11 protein-coding genes are annotated in these 15,120 nt (G+C 46.8%); 5 read left to right on the top strand and 6 right to left on the bottom strand.

Annotated features, from left to right (window positions below):
- Positions 1-4: 4 nt before the first annotated feature.
- Genes U9J37_RS09450 through tldD form a run of 3 tightly spaced genes read left to right on the top strand, consistent with a single transcriptional unit; the run spans position 5 to position 6,162 of the window.
- Complete coding sequence (locus U9J37_RS09450; protein ID WP_043887006.1) at positions 5-3,877, top strand: YhdP family protein; 3,873 nt, start codon at positions 5-7, stop codon at positions 3,875-3,877.
- A gap of 11 nt (positions 3,878-3,888) precedes the next feature.
- Positions 3,889-4,707: a carbon-nitrogen hydrolase family protein gene (locus tag U9J37_RS09445; protein WP_005472622.1), complete on the top strand. Its 819-nt coding sequence runs from the start codon at positions 3,889-3,891 to the stop codon at positions 4,705-4,707.
- Positions 4,708-4,716: 9 nt separating this feature from the next.
- Positions 4,717-6,162: a metalloprotease TldD gene (gene tldD, locus U9J37_RS09440; protein WP_005472645.1), complete on the top strand. Its 1,446-nt coding sequence runs from the start codon at positions 4,717-4,719 to the stop codon at positions 6,160-6,162.
- An 80-nt stretch (positions 6,163-6,242) separates the two neighbouring features.
- On the opposite strand, the gene arcA is transcribed toward tldD, so the two are convergent.
- Entirely contained in the window at positions 6,243-7,463 is a 1,221-nt protein-coding gene (gene arcA, locus U9J37_RS09435) for an arginine deiminase (RefSeq protein ID WP_005472749.1), read from the bottom strand.
- Positions 7,464-8,027: 564 nt separating this feature from the next.
- Here arcA and rraB point away from each other — a divergent pair.
- Entirely contained in the window at positions 8,028-8,438 is a 411-nt protein-coding gene (gene rraB / locus U9J37_RS09430; protein WP_005472754.1) for a ribonuclease E inhibitor RraB, read from the top strand.
- Between the two features lie 122 nt (positions 8,439-8,560).
- Positions 8,561-9,361, top strand: coding sequence for a glycosyl hydrolase 2 galactose-binding domain-containing protein (locus U9J37_RS09425; RefSeq protein ID WP_005472731.1), 801 nt, complete (start codon positions 8,561-8,563; stop codon positions 9,359-9,361).
- A gap of 13 nt (positions 9,362-9,374) precedes the next feature.
- On the opposite strand, the gene U9J37_RS09420 is transcribed toward U9J37_RS09425, so the two are convergent.
- The 5 genes from U9J37_RS09420 to argR all read right to left on the bottom strand — a co-directional run bounded on the left by U9J37_RS09420 (position 9,375) and on the right by argR (position 15,015).
- Complete coding sequence (locus U9J37_RS09420; protein WP_005472676.1) at positions 9,375-9,770, bottom strand: DUF2061 domain-containing protein; 396 nt, start codon at positions 9,768-9,770, stop codon at positions 9,375-9,377.
- 141 nt (positions 9,771-9,911) lie between these two features.
- Positions 9,912-10,349 carry a universal stress protein gene (locus tag U9J37_RS09415; protein ID WP_005472660.1) on the bottom strand — a complete coding sequence of 146 codons (438 nt, stop codon included), beginning with the start codon at positions 10,347-10,349 and terminating at the stop codon, positions 9,912-9,914.
- 91 nt (positions 10,350-10,440) lie between these two features.
- Positions 10,441-13,020, bottom strand: a complete 2,580-nt coding sequence (locus tag U9J37_RS09410; protein ID WP_005472625.1) for a TRAP transporter permease — start codon at positions 13,018-13,020, stop codon at positions 10,441-10,443.
- A 223-nt stretch (positions 13,021-13,243) separates the two neighbouring features.
- Positions 13,244-14,212 (bottom strand): TAXI family TRAP transporter solute-binding subunit, encoded by a 969-nt coding sequence (locus tag U9J37_RS09405; protein ID WP_005472741.1) that lies wholly within the window; start codon positions 14,210-14,212, stop codon positions 13,244-13,246.
- Positions 14,213-14,544: 332 nt separating this feature from the next.
- Positions 14,545-15,015, bottom strand: coding sequence for a transcriptional regulator ArgR (gene argR, locus U9J37_RS09400; RefSeq protein ID WP_005472752.1), 471 nt, complete (start codon positions 15,013-15,015; stop codon positions 14,545-14,547).
- Between the last annotated feature and the right edge of the window lie 105 nt (positions 15,016-15,120).

Raw genomic sequence — 15,120 nt, 5'->3', positions numbered from 1 at the left:
GTATGTGAGCTCAGCAACAACGCGTTTAGCAAGGTTTGTATTATGGGTAGTCGTCACAGTGCTAGTGTTACTCGCTATCACGGTGACGGCTTTGCGTATTACGTTACCTCAACTTAACCATTTCCAAGAACCGATAAAAAACTGGGTCAGCGACAGTACGGGGTTTGATCTCGAAATTGCTGAAATCAATGGTTTTTGGCGCAATACGCACCCTTCTATTTCGTTGCAAGGCGTAGAAGTGCACACCCCAAAAAGCAGCGGGATTGCCTTTAGTGCCAATCGGGTTGAAGTGGAATTAGACCTTTTCCAGTCTCTCGTTCGGCGCCAACCTGTTGTTGCCGATCTGATCATCCATCAACTTGTCCTCGATATCACCTCAATTGAAACGGTAAAAAATGACGACGACAAAACGGTTCTAGAACCGAAAGGGTCACAAAAGAATGTGGTTGAGCAGCTCGATTCATTGCTGCTAAGGCAAATGGATGATTTTTCTCTGCTTGATTCGAGCATTCTCTTTCAAGGAGTTGATGGCTCAGAGCGTCAGTTAGAGATCGCTAAGCTACGTTGGCAAAATAATGGCCGTCATCACCTTGCTGATGGTGAAGTGAGCTTTGCTGATAGCAGTATTAACTCAGCCAAAGTCAAAGCCAATTTCGTCGACTATGGATCGCTCAGTGATTTAAGTGGAGAGTTTTATTTATCGGCGCAAAATGTCTTGGTTACGCCTTGGTTGACCAAATACCTGAAGACAGAAACCGGGATCGAAAAAGGCCAGCTGAGTTTCAATAGCTGGCTCACGTTACGACACTCCAAACCCGTTGGAGCTTATCTAGAACTAGAAGCGTCAGAGCTGATTTGGCAAGAAGGTCAGCGCCATGATTTGATGATTGAATCGGGCGTGTTTGAGCTAGAACCGACAAATGAAGGTTGGCAAGTAAATGCTCACTCACTAGAGCTTCGCACCGACGATATTCCATGGCCAGAACTAGACATGGCGTTCGATTGGCAGCCGCAGCAGTGGCGATTAAACATTTCACAGTTGGATATCGCCGCGATCACGCCGTTCGTCAAGCTTGCGCCAGAATCTGTTCAAACGACCAAACTGTTAGAAACCTTGGCTATTGGCGGGCTGATTGAAGATGTGCGTATTTCAATGGGCGCAGATCTCGATAGCCTCAAATACTCGGCGGAACTGTCCAATGGCTCGATGTCTCAGTGGGACCTGCTACCAGGCTTGCATCATCTCTCAGCTTCCGTGAGCGGAAATCTTAATCAAGCGCGTGCGAAGTTAAATTTGATTGACGACACCTTACCATACGGTGACGTCTTTCAAGCGCCGCTGAATATTAAGCAGGGCGAAGTGGATATCGTTTGGCAACAAGACGATTCAGGCTGGCGCTTGTGGGCAGATAAAGTCACCGCAGCCACACCCGATTTGCAGGTCTTGGGCGCGTTTCGACTCGACTTTCCTAAAGAGCGCAGTCCATTTCTTTCATTTTACGCTGAAGCCGATCTTTACAATGCGGGAGAGACTTGGCGTTACCTGCCGACGTTGGCGTTAGGACAAGATCTCACTGACTACCTTTCGACTGCAATCCAAGCGGGTAAAGTGGATACCGCCAAGTTGCTTTGGTATGGCGAGCTGGCGAATTTCCCCTATAAAAACAATGACGGTATGTTCCAAGCTTGGGTTGGGTTAAAAGACGCGAAGTTCAGTTTTGACACGGCTTGGCCGCCGATCACTGACTTGCAATTGGACCTCCTTTTCCAAAATGACGCGATGTATTTGGATTCAAGCAGCGCAACGCTTCAAGATGTGAAAGCGAGTCGAATTACCGGTCGCATTCCAGAGTTAGCCGAGGGCGGGCACATTGAAATTGAAGCGAGTGCTGTTGCTCAGGGTAACGCCGTTCGTGACTATATGAACACTACTCCATTGGTTGACTCGGTGGGTGCTGCGCTAACCGCGATTCAAGTTCAAGGTCCAGTCACATCGAGCTTTCAGCTTAATATCCCGTTTGACACCGACCTAGATGCACGAGCATGGGGTTACGCCGATCTTGCTGGTAATCATGTTGAAATAGACGCCCCGCCAATGAGCCTTTCAAATGTGACTGGACGTATCGAGTTTGATAATGATGTGGTAAAAGCGGCTGGCCTCTCTGCACAACTGCTCGATCAAGACATTGCCATCGACTTTAGCGGTGAAAATGTCGCTCAAGGTTATGGTGTCGATATTGATGTGGTAGGCGATTGGGACATCAAACCGATTGGCCCCTACATTGGTAGAAAATGGACCGATCCTTTACAAGGTCACGCGCCGTGGCGAATGGGTGTTGACATCCAGCTCAATGACGTCGGCTTTACCTACCAAATTGACACAACGGCGGATTTACGTTGGATTGCTAGTGATTACCCATACCCACTTAACAAGCCGACTCAACAGTCAGGCAAAGCTAGGTTGCAGGCATCGGGTAACCAAGAAAGCATTACCGCGCGCCTACAATTGCCTAACTTAAAGTATCAAGCTGAGATTGATATTCGCCCTGACACTCCGGTCTTAAGAGCGACCAACTTGGTGCTTGGTAAGGGGAGTTTTAAAATCAGCCCTGTTGCGGGTCACCATGCTCAAGTTAGGACCAATCACTTCGATCTCGACGGTTGGATTGAGTTTATGAACACGCCTGAGCCTGTCGCTCAATCGGCAATCAGCGACATGAACACGCCTGAAATTCCAAAGCCGCAGCGTATTGAGATAAATACCAAAGAGATGACCTTGGCGGGCATTGAGTGGAACGACGTCGATTTCTCTGCAAAGAAAAAGGGACTTGGCTGGTACATGAACCTTGAATGCCAAGAGGCATCCGGTGAGGCAAGCTACTTAGCGCCTTATGATCTTTCCGTCGCACTTGATCGACTGCATCTTTACATTCCGGCCTTGGATACCGAGTACAAAGACAAATCGTTGTTTCAACCTGAAGCAAAAGATCTACCATTAATCAGTGAGTTTGACCGGAGTTTCCATGAACTCTTGCCTAATATTACATTGACCATCGATGACTTTTGGTTGCAAGGGTATAAAGTGGGCAAAACCCATATGGATGTTCAGCGCCAAGGCGATTCGATCGAATGGAAAAAGCTCTCTTTTGAGAGTGGGACGAACAAAGCGGAAATGAGCGGTCGTTGGACGCTCGATGACACTCGCAGTCATACGCAGTTAAATATTCAAATATCGGGCGAGAACAACAGCGATGTGATGGAACGCTTTGGTGTCTCTTCTGGTATTCAGCGCGCACCATTCGACATCAGTTCGAACGTCGAGTGGGATGGGGCGCCATGGTCGATGAAAGTGGAATCTCTCCAAGGCGATGTGAACACGCGACTGGGTAAAGGGATGATCTCCGATGTGAGTGGGGCGGCAAGATTACTTGGATTGTTCAGCCTCGATTCGATCATTCGAAAGATGCAACTCGATTTTACCGACGTTTTTGACAACGGTATGGCGTTTAACTCGATTACGGGTAGTGGGCAGATTAAAAATGGGGTTTTCCTAACAAATGACATCAAAATGGATGCGGTGGCGGGGGAGATGACGATTCGTGGTCTTGCCAACTTAAACAGTCAAACCGTTGATGCTGAAGTCAACTTCGTTCCAGATATCACATCAGGGATCCCCGTACTTACCGCCTTTGCAGTCACCCCGCAAACAGCACTGTATGTGCTGGCGATAACTACGGTTATTTCACCGGTGGTCGAGGTATTCACCCAAGTGAACTACGAAGTTAAAGGGCCGTTAGATTCGCCAGTGGTGAAAGAGCTTTCGCGTAGCAAAGGCGAGTTTGCGTTACCCGAAAAATTACGAGAATCCTTGGAATAGGAAGAGTACTCATGGAAAGAGTCGGTTTAATTCAGATGACCTCGGGGCCCGACGTCACTCGTAACTTGGAGTATATAGCCACTCAAGTTGCGGTGCTGGCTGAAGCAGGAGCGTCACTCATCATCACACCTGAAAACTGTGTCGTATTTGGTGGTCGATTGGATTATCACCACAATGCAGAAATCATGGGAGAGGGTGTTGCTCAGCAGCGTTTCTCTCAACTGGCCGAGCAGCATCGCATCTGGCTGGTGATTGGAAGCATGCCGATTAAGCGTGCCCAAGGTGTGACGACAACAACATTGGTGTTTGACCCGAATGGCGAGTGCGTTGCTCACTACGACAAGCTGCACATGTTTGACGTCGACGTTGCTGATGGTCACAGCCGTTACCGTGAATCAGAAACCTTTACTCCTGGGTCACACATTGTTTCATTGCCAACACCTATCGGTCATCTAGGTCTTACAATCTGTTATGATGTCCGGTTCCCGCAGCTGTACAATGAACTGGCGCAGCGAGGTGCCAATATGATGCTGGTTCCTGCCGCGTTTACAGCGGTGACTGGGGAAGCGCATTGGGAAGCATTGCTCAGAGCGCGCGCCATAGAAAGCCAAAGCTGGATCGTGGCAGTCAATCAATGCGGTGTTCACCCATGTGGCCGAGAAACGTGGGGGCACTCCATGGTCATTTCCCCTTGGGGCGACGTGATTGCAAGCCTAACGAATCAGCCTCAAAATCTTGTGGTGGATGTTGAACTTGGTCAAGTTGAAGAGCTAAGAACGACGATGCCAGTGCTAAAGCACTCACGATTTCACAATCAATTAAAAGTATAAGAGCGAAGTATGACAATTAATCATGTAGAGGATGCGTTGCTAGGTGCAGCGGGTCTGACCGAGCAAGATGTAGCGGATACCCTTGCGAGTATAGCAACGCGTCAGATCGACTACGCAGACATCTATTTCCAGTCAAGCTGGCACGAGTCTCTAGTACTGGAAGACAGCATTATTAAAGATGGTTCTTTCAACATTGATTGTGGTGTTGGGGTTCGAGCAGTAACCGGTGAGAAAACTGGCTTCGCTTACTCCGATCAGATTCAGTTAGATGGGTTGAAGCAAAGCGCTATTGCAGCTCGTGGTATTGCCCAACAAGGTCAAAATGGTCAAGTTCAGGCGTTTAAACGCACGGATAACCAAACCGTTTACGGCGCCGTTAATCCTCTGGAAAGCTGGCAAAAAGAGCAAAAAACTAAGCTACTTAAAGAACTGGACGCCTACATCCGAACCAAGGAACCATTGATCAAAGAAGTGTCGATCAGTTTAAGTGGCGTACATGAGCAAATGCTGGTGGCCGCGACAGACGGTACTTACGCGGGAGATGTTCGTCCACTGGTTCGTTTGTCTATTAGCGTGCTCGCTCAGCGAGGAGAACGTCGAGAGCGAGGCAGTTCTGGCGGTGGCGGTCGTTTTGGCTACGACTTCTTCTTATCCGAATCGCAAGGTAGCCAAGTTGCGTATCAGTTTGCGGATGAAGCGATTCGAATGGCGCTTGTGAACCTTGAAGCAGAAGCGGCGCCCGCTGGTGCAATGCCTGTCGTTCTTGGTTCTGGTTGGCCAGGAGTCCTTTTGCATGAAGCCGTTGGCCATGGTTTAGAAGGTGACTTCAATCGTAAAGAGTCGTCGGTATTCAGTGGTAAGGTGGGTAAAAAGGTCACCTCTGAGCTTTGCACGATTGTTGATGATGGCACGTTAAAAGATCTACGTGGCTCGCTCAACGTCGATGACGAAGGGGTTGCCGGTCAATACAACACGTTGATCGAAAATGGTGTACTGAAAGGGTACATACAAGACAAACTCAACGCGCGCCTGATGGGGGTTAATCCAACGGGTAACGGTCGTCGTGAGTCTTATGCTCACCTACCGATGCCACGTATGACCAACACCTACATGCTACCAGGACAGCATACTCCAGAAGAGATCATTTCAACCGTCAAGAAAGGGCTTTACGCGCCGAATTTTGGTGGCGGCCAAGTGGATATCACCTCGGGTAAGTTTGTTTTCTCAGCGTCTGAAGCCTACTTAATTGAAGATGGTAAAATTACACGCCCAGTTAAAGGCGCTACATTGATCGGTTCGGGTATTGAAGCGATGCAGCAAGTCTCGATGGTGGGTAACGATCTAAGCATCGATCGCGGTGTCGGCGTGTGTGGTAAAGCAGGTCAAAGTGTTCCGGTTGGTGTCGGTCAGCCAACCTTGAAACTAGACTCTCTAACCGTAGGCGGCACAGAGTAAGTCGGCTATACGGCTCGCTATAAAAACAAAAAGGGTTGATGTGAATGCATCAACCCTTATTTTTTGCGTTGTGATTGACTCTAGATGCCATCGCGTTCGATTGGGCAACTCATACAACGAGCTCCACCGCGGCCGCGGCCAAGTTCGTTACCAGGAATGGTGAGAACTTCGATGCCCGCTTTGTCATACTTCTCGTTGGTATAAACATTACGTTCATAACCAATGACGACTCCAGGCTTGACCGTAAGAACGTTGTTCGCATCGTTCCACTGCTCTCGCTCTGCTTCGTAGCTATCACCGCCTGTGGTAATGATTTTGAGGTAATCGACCTCGAGCGCTTCTTCAATTGCATGAATGTAACTTGGTACTTGCTCAACCTTCATGTCACCATCATCTTTGGCCGTTAAGCGCCAAGTGTCCAAGTCTTTTCGCATGATTTCTGGGTAGACAGAGAAGGTGTCAATGTCCATGTGCGTCATCACAGTATCAAGGTGCATGCACGAGCGATGCTTGGGTAGATCAATCGCGATCACCTCTTTTGCCTGACCGTGTTTGAACAGATTGGCGGCTAAGTTTTCAACCCCTTGTGCTGTTGTACGCTCTGACATACCAATCAGCACTGACTCTTTACCGATAACCAACACGTCACCGCCTTCAATATTGGCGTTGTCATAATGGAGATCTTCATCGCCAAAGTACTTAATGAAATCTTGGCCTGCGAACACAGGGTGCCAGCGATAAATCGCGCGTAAGTGATTGGTCTCACGTTGACGAGCTGGCTTCATCATCGGGTTAAGTGATACACCGCCGTACACCCAGCATGACGTATCTCGAGTAAATAGATGGTTAGGTAGTGGTTCGATGACAAAATCGAGAGGGCGATGCATTTTAGGCAGCATCGACGCAGATTTAATAGGGAGTTCAGAATAGGCTAAACCACCGAGCAGCACTGTTGCTAAGTGTTCGTTATCCATATCGGATAAGTAACTACGCAGGTCTCGGGCAAAGATAGGGCCGTAGCGTAGATCTGATATCTGCGTGTTGAGTAGCCATGTTTTGGCTTCTGAAACCGCTAAGGTCTCAACAAGTAGGTTGTGGAGAAGCAGAACTTCAACGCCTTGCTCGGTGAGGGTTTGGGCAAACCTATCGTGCTCTTCCCCCGCAGCTTCCACTGCAAGTACATCATCAAACAACAGTTCATGGCAGTTAGAGGGCGTTAAGTGAGTCAATGCTCGCTCGGGACGATTTAGCAATACACGTCGCAATTGGCCAACTTCAGAGCCTACATACAGCTTACTCATTTTGTATCCTTACACTATGTTCCAGCCAGTATTTATGACAAGGTTGTTATCAATATGCAAGCGTTCAACTTGGTCTTTAAAACTAACTTATGTGTATTTGTTGGTTTTATGTTTTGTATATTTTGTTGTTTTCTTGATTAAATTTCATTTGGATGAGTTTTGTGGCTTTGCCTTGGAGTGATTCCCTATTCGATAAAAAGAGTCTAACGATTCGTAGTTCATGGCGCATTACGGCATAGCTATTCACCTTAAGGCTAAAGCGGCGCACCAAAGTCATTTTTTATGCAATATTGCTTTGCTTGACAATATGCAGTAGAAAAAAATAAAAACGCAGAATGTTGTGGTGGGAACCTCCGAGCATCACAAAAGAAAGTTCTAAATCGTCAATTTGATAAAAAATTGTTAAATGAGTCAGGTTGTGAGCTTGATCGTTTTAGGGGCAAGGATAATCCGCGAAGAAAGATCAGGATCTCAGTGTATTCTAGGTAGTAATTTCGGTGGATCCGTGCGATAGTCCGTTGCGTTAAATTACGATCATTTTTGTCACTATCTGGAGCACTATTTATGTCTCATGAAGATGAATATCTATCAGTCGAAGAATTAATTGAGATTCAAAAGGAAGAGACTCGCGACATCATCCAAGCCTTAAGAGAAGATGGCAGTGATCCAGACGCGTTGTATGAAATTGAACACCACTTATTCGCTGAAGATTTTGATACGCTAGAAAAAGCCGTGGTTGAAGCATTCAAAATGGGTTTTGAAGTGTTAGAAGCGGAAGAGACGGAAGATGAAGATGGCAACAAGCTATTGTGTTGCGATGCGACCATGGAGTCTGCGCTTGACGCCGAAGCGATTGATGCTCAAGTAGAGAAACTGATTCATCTAGCGGAAAAATACGACATCATTTACGACGGTTGGGGTACTTACTACGAAGGCGAAGATGCCTTGTACCCTGAAGAAGATGACGAAGAGTAATTCGCGAAATGTGTTACAAATGCCAGCCTCTGAGGCTGGCATTTTTGTATCTTTCTTTTATTGCCTTGACTATAATCAGCTCTAATTTGATCTAGCGCAATTTTTGATTGGTACACTCTTTTATGCAGCTCTCTCTCGCCGGCCTTTGGCAAATCTCACCGCTGACCGATCTCTCTATCCCTCAAGATGATATTACCTTTCCGGCGCCGCTCAGCGATAAGCTTCCTGACTCTATGACAGAGCAACAAATCGCCAATCAAGAGTGGCATCTAATGCATGATATTGAAGTGGATGAGGCGATGCTGGCATTCCCTTCGGTAGATTTAGTTATTGGTGGCGTCGATTTTCACGCTGAAGTGCGTTTGAATGGCGTGGCCGTGTTCGATTGTGATGGCACTCAAAGTGAGTACAAAAAGGATATTCGTCCTTATATGCAAAAAGGTCGCAATCGCTTCGAGATCCTGTTTTTGGAAGAAGAGGAAGACCTTTTGTTGGACGATGAGCGGGCTGAGCTGTGCTCATTGGGAGGTGAAGACGTTAAACAACATGACTCGCGAATCGGGGTGTGGAAGACGCCGTATTTGCAGTTTATTCGTCATGTACGCTTAGAACATATCTCGACTGAACAGATTTGGCATCATGGTGGTGGCTGTGAGTTTCTCGTTGATCTCCATTACAAAACCTATTCTCCAGGCCTTGTATCGGCTTCAGTCAAATTCAATGGTATGACATTCCACTTACCCATTGATGTTCGTAGCACTCACACCAGTGCATTGTTTCAAGTTGAAGCGCCCATTTATGCTGACACCAAGCAACCCAAGCCTGCGGACCTTTATCTATTGGAAGTGACGTTAGATGGTCAGATTCAGCGCTTCAACATTGGTCTTAGTAAAGACTTGTGTGTTACTCATTTTCCATTGTGAGATTCAGTAACCACTAGGCGTGAGCACCATGCCAACACGCAAGGTGTTGAGCGTTCTTACGTTGCCATACCTTTTCATGAAAGTAATAGACCACCGTATTAATGGTTGGTTCAATAGCTGCCATTATACCGCCAACAAACGCATCGCCTGTCAGTAAGTAGACCACGCCAAAAGCGACGCTGAAGTGCACCACTGCAAAGCTAGTGGTTTTGACTTTGGCTGAACGAGCAAGCGCTTGCAGTGATTGACTTCGGCTCCACACTCGCTCATGAAAGTAAAAGGCTATCGTGTTGACGGAAGGTTCAATCATCGCGATCAGACTACCAAGCAAGATGTCACCTGTCAGGATATAAGCAACGCTAAACGCAATGGTAAAGTGAAGTGCAGCAAAAGTGAGTGTCTTTTTCATCGGGTAGCCCAATCGTGTTTGTTTCGATGAGACTATTATTGAGAATTATTCGTATTAAATGAATTGGATTGATTCTATCAGTTTGATAGGTGAAGACGATGAAAAAGGCGCCCATTGAGCGCCTTGTTGAAGTTGTTTTGGTTAGCCTTGAGGCTTAATCACCATCACATTGATGGGAGAGTTTTGTACCACTTTACTTGCCACAGACCCAAGAACAACCTTGTCAATCTTTGAGCGCTTATGACTTGGCATAATAATCAAATCGGCACCAAGTCTTTCTGCGTAGTCGAGAATGGTCGAGTACGCTTTACCTTCGGCAACGTGCGCTTTGTAAACCACCTCTTCAGGGATGTGCGAAGAGGCAAACGCTTTGAGCTGTTCTTCGACATCAGAACGCATTTTTTGCGCGGCATCTTTAGGAAAGTAAGTGGCAACCATCGACATGTGGATACCAGGAAGAACGTTCAACAAATGAATTTGTGCGTTCGCGTGTTTCGCATGCCAGACAGCTTGCTCGATCGCTTTGTCAGAAAAGCCTTTGTCATTAAGATCGACTGGAACAAGAATTTGCTTATACATTGATTATTCTCTTTATCATCGCTTATGAGAAGCGGAATAACTGCATCCTTAGCTTAAGTATAGCCCCGCTGGAATGGCGGGGCTGATTAACTTACGCGCTCAATTCGTCCCTACGAGCTCGTCTTCTTTGGTTCATTGCTAGACCAATCAGAATAAGAAGTGCAGGCACAAATACCCACTCTTTCATTGGTCGGTCTGCGTCAACAACAACCGAACGGATTTCCCAATCAAAATCAACACCAGCCGATTCTGCAGGGCTACCAAACTCAACCATATCGACAATCATGCGACCATTCGTATCGTTGAGCATCAGACCCATAGATGAGATACGCTCATCGGCGGTTGTTGCGTTATCGTCAAACGGCAAACGAACCGTTTTCGAAATGTAATCACCTTCAAGGTTTTCACCCGCAACTAACAACTCGATTTCTTGACCAACGGGCAGAGTTTCGGCAATTGCGGCGATTTCAGTGCCCGGGTGCAGTACTTTTGCAGGGTAGATCTGATCCCACCAGAAACCGGGGCGGAAGAAGGTAAAGGTAAGCACAAGCAGTACAACGGTTTCCCACCATTTATTCTTCGTAAACCACCAACCTTGAGTTGCTGCTGAGAATATCAGCATTGCGATAACCGAAGATATGATCGTGAGCATCAAATGCCACCAACTGTCGATCCCCATCAACAATAACTGGGTGTTGAAGATAAACATGAATGGCAAGATTGCGGTTCGAATATCATAGGTAAAACCTTGGATACCCGTACGGATAGGATCCGATTTTGCGATCGCCGCTGCGGCAAAGGCAGCAAGACCGACTGGTGGGGTGTCATCCGCGAGAATACCGAAGTAGAACACGAATAAGTGAACGGCAATCAATGGAATGATCAAGCCACTTTGTGCACCTAACGTCACAATGACAGGAGCCATCAAAGTTGATACGACAATGTAGTTTGCTGTTGTCGGTAAGCCCATGCCTAAGATCAAACTGATCACCGCGGTGAATAGCAGCATCAGAATGATGTTACCGCCAGAGATAAACTCGACAAAGTCTGTCATCACAAGGCCGATGCCCGTCAGCGTGACTACACCAACTACTGTACCCGCAGCTGCAGTTGCAACACCGATACCGATCATATTACGCGCGCCTGTCACTAGGCTTTCTAGCAGATCAATGAAGCCTTGCTTGGTCTGCTCTACAATAGAGCCTTGCTTCGACATCACTGCCATTAGTGGGCGTTGGGTGATCAAAATGAAGATCATAAACACCGTTGCCCAGAATGCCGAGAGACCAGGAGAAAAACGCTCAACGGTTAGACACCAGACCAATACCACGATAGGTAATAGGTAATGCAGACCAGATTTGATCGTCGGACCTGGCTCGGGAACTTCGGTCAGCTCTGCATCAATCTCGATCGCGCCTTCTTTGGCGTATCTTGCTGAAATACTCACAAGTCCAACATAAGCAAGCAGAAGGGCAACGGTTACGATTGGTGTTGCAGCATCGCCAAACACATCTTTCGTCCAACCCACACCGTAGTAAACCGCAGCGCTAATAACACACAGACCGAGTATTGTTCCTGTAAATGACAATAGGCTTTGAACCACCGTTGGCACTCGGCGACGAGGTAGTCCCGTCATTCCCGCTTTACATGCTTCGAGGTGAACAATGTAAATAAGCGCAATGTACGAAATCAGCGCAGGTAAGATAGCGGCTTTGATAACCTCTACGTAGGAAATGCCCACATACTCAACCATTAGGAAAGCGGCAGCCCCCATGATTGGCGGTGTTAGCTGGCCGTTTGTAGACGCTGCCACTTCAACAGCACCAGCTTTAGTGCCTGGGAAGCCAACTCGTTTCATTAACGGAATCGTAAATGTACCGGTTGTCACTACGTTAGCAATTGATGAACCAGACACTAAGCCAGACAAGCCAGAAGCGACAACCGCAGCTTTTGCTGGGCCACCTTTCATGTGACCAAGTAGTGAGAAAGCGACTTTGATGAAGTAAGCCCCTGCGCCAGCTCGCTCTAACATTGCACCAAACAGTACAAACAAGAAAACGAAAGAGGTCGAAACGCCCAGAGCAACACCAAATACCCCTTCAGTGGTCAGCCATAGGTGAGACATGGCTTTGTTTAGGCTAGCCCCTTTATGCGCGATAACGTCTGGCATGTGTGGGCCACCAAAGGTGTAAAGCAGGAATACAGCTGCGACAACCATAAGAGGTGGACCTAAAGCGCGACGTGTCGCTTCAAGGAGTAACACCATACCCATCACGGCAACCACAATATCCATAGTGGTAGGCGCACCAGAGCGGCCCGCAAGTTGGGTATAGAAAAGATAGATATAGGCGGCAGCAAAGCTTCCTGCTAAAGCCAAAACCCAATCCACAGCGGGAATGCGATCGCGTGGCGAGTTTTTTAAAGCTGGATAGGCAGTGAAAGCTAGGAAAACGGCGAACATCAGATGGATAGAACGCGCTTCAGTATCATTAAGTACGCCAAAATCAAAAATGAACGGCAGAGGAGATGCGTACCAAAGTTGGAACAGTGACCAACATAGCGGCACAAACCATAAGATGCGACCAGGAATTCCACTTGGAGAACGGGCACCAGTATCGGCTTGAGCGACCATATCTTGCACATCTTGAGACGGAGATGTTGTCTTCGACATGTACTTTATCCTTGTTATATGTGGTTCACGTACTATTTGAGTTATGAACCTCTATTTTGCATCTTTCAGTTTAGTGAATAGATGAAATATTGCTCAATCGTGTGTTTTTCTTAGGTATAAAACGGAGAAGAGTTTCAAACATTGAAACTCCAAATAGGTGGTGACGGGTTCGTCACTTAGGTATTGACTAGGGAAGCCGATGCTTCCCTAGTTCAAAGAGCGCTTACTTAAGTAGGCCGATCTCTTTGTAGTATTTCTCTGCACCTGGGTGTAGAGGGATAGAAAGACCTGCTTGAACCATGTCTTCTTTCTTCAAGTTTGCAAACGCTGGGTGTAGACGTTTGAACGTGTCGAAGTTTTCGAATACTGCTTTTGCAACGTTGTAAGCAACATCGTCAGAAACGTTAGCCGTTGTTACCATTGTTGCCGCAACGCCGAAGCTGTTCACGTCTTTGTCTGTGCCACGGTACATACCTGCAGGTACTGTGCTGTACGCGTAGTATGGGTTGTTTGCTACGATGTCGTCGATCTTAGCACCCGTTGCTGAAACCAGTTTTGCGTCACAAGAAGTCGTCGCTTCTTTGATTGATCCATTTGGATGACCAACCACGTAAACGAAGGCGTCAATTTTGTTGTCACAAAGTGCTTGCGAACGCTCAGAACCTTTAAGCTCAGACGCTAGCTTGAAGCTATCATTTGTCCAGCCCATAGCTTCCATCACAACACCCATTGTCGCGCGGTCACCAGAGCCTGGGTTACCGATGTTTACGCGCTTACCTTTAAGGTCAGAAACGTTTTCGATACCAGCGTCGCTACGAGCAATAATGTTGAAAGGTTCTGTGTGTAGAGAGAACATAGCGCGTAGGTCTTTATACGGGCCTTGTTCAGCAAACTTACTTGTGCCGTTGTAGCCGTGGTACTGCCAGTCAGACTGAACGATACCGAAATCAAGTTCGCCTGCGCGGATAGTATTCACGTTGTAGATCGAACCACCAGTCGACTCTACAGAACAGCGAATGTTGTGTTCTTTACGGCCTTTGTTAACTAGCTTACAAATCGCACCACCAGTTGGGTAGTAAACACCAGTTACAGAACCAGTACCGATAGTTACGAATTCTTGCGCGTTAACTGCGCCAGCGCCCATTACAGCAGCTGCAATAGCGCCAACTTTAATAAGTTTGTTCAATGCCATGAATTTCCCTTCCTTTATTCATTATTAACCCCATTGCAAGTTTAGTTGCTTTGGGAGTTTCCTATTAATGGAAACGGCATCTTTTTCAATCCGTATGTTGAAAAAGTGGCTGAATAATACCAAAAAAACGGCAGATAATTACACGATTGTTAACGAATGTAGTAAAAAAGACTGATTATTAAATCCATGTGTATGAGGGTTTAATGCTTTTAAGTTCTTTTAAATCAATATCTTACTGGTTAACTCTTGAGCGTCGAAGATTTGTTTAAGATGTGATCTGAATCACGCCATAATATTGGCGGCGTGATTCTTATTTTTGAGATGAATGTGACTTAGCCTGCGTACTCAAACAGGTCACAAACCGAGTCGAAAAGTTGTTCTGTTGTGACGGAAAGAGTTGGAGTGATGAAGATCGTATCGTCGCCAGCAACCACACCTAAAATACCTTCCGCTTTGCCAAGTGAATCGAGTAAGCGTGCAATCAACTGCGCAGCTCCTGGACCAGTATGAATGACAACAATCGCATTGTTGTGATCGATATCTAGAACAAGTTCACGAAGTGAGCTAGATACGGTCGGTACACCAAGTTCAGCTGGTAGGCAGTACACCATCTCCATTTTGGCATTTCGCGTACGTACCGCGCCAAACTTGGTCAGCATACGAGAGACTTTAGACTGGTTGATATTTTCAAAGCCTTCATTTTTTAGAGCTTCAACAATATCGCCTTGTGAGCCGAAACGCTCTTCTTTTAATAGGGCTTTAAAAGCGCGAACGAGATTATCTTGTTTTTCTGAATGGCGCATGGTTATTTCACCAGTAGTTTATAAAAAGCGAGTGAATATTCTCGCATAGCTATGCATTCTACGCCAAGACTAGAAGCCAATTATGTCTAAGATATCACTGTAAAC

This window comes from Vibrio sp. 16 (assembly GCF_963681195.1).
In the GTDB taxonomy this organism is placed as follows: Bacteria; Pseudomonadota; Gammaproteobacteria; order Enterobacterales; family Vibrionaceae; genus Vibrio; species Vibrio sinaloensis_D.
Note: the sequence above shows the minus strand (reverse complement) of the source record. Positions and strands in the feature narration are given on the sequence as shown.

What these genes read in the sequence shown, in the direction of transcription:
- tldD (WP_005472645.1), top strand. Translation starts at nt 4,717, where the DNA reads ATGACAATTAATCATGTAGAGGATGCGTTGCTAGGTGCAGCGGGTCTG.
- U9J37_RS09410 (WP_005472625.1), bottom strand. Translation starts at nt 13,020, where the DNA reads ATGTCGAAGACAACATCTCCGTCTCAAGATGTGCAAGATATGGTCGCT.
- rraB (WP_005472754.1), top strand. Translation starts at nt 8,028, where the DNA reads ATGTCTCATGAAGATGAATATCTATCAGTCGAAGAATTAATTGAGATT.
- U9J37_RS09405 (WP_005472741.1), bottom strand. Translation starts at nt 14,212, where the DNA reads ATGGCATTGAACAAACTTATTAAAGTTGGCGCTATTGCAGCTGCTGTA.
- U9J37_RS09425 (WP_005472731.1), top strand. Translation starts at nt 8,561, where the DNA reads ATGCAGCTCTCTCTCGCCGGCCTTTGGCAAATCTCACCGCTGACCGAT.
- arcA (WP_005472749.1), bottom strand. Translation starts at nt 7,463, where the DNA reads ATGAGTAAGCTGTATGTAGGCTCTGAAGTTGGCCAATTGCGACGTGTA.
- argR (WP_005472752.1), bottom strand. Translation starts at nt 15,015, where the DNA reads ATGCGCCATTCAGAAAAACAAGATAATCTCGTTCGCGCTTTTAAAGCC.
- U9J37_RS09420 (WP_005472676.1), bottom strand. Translation starts at nt 9,770, where the DNA reads ATGAAAAAGACACTCACTTTTGCTGCACTTCACTTTACCATTGCGTTT.
- U9J37_RS09415 (WP_005472660.1), bottom strand. Translation starts at nt 10,349, where the DNA reads ATGTATAAGCAAATTCTTGTTCCAGTCGATCTTAATGACAAAGGCTTT.
- U9J37_RS09445 (WP_005472622.1), top strand. Translation starts at nt 3,889, where the DNA reads ATGGAAAGAGTCGGTTTAATTCAGATGACCTCGGGGCCCGACGTCACT.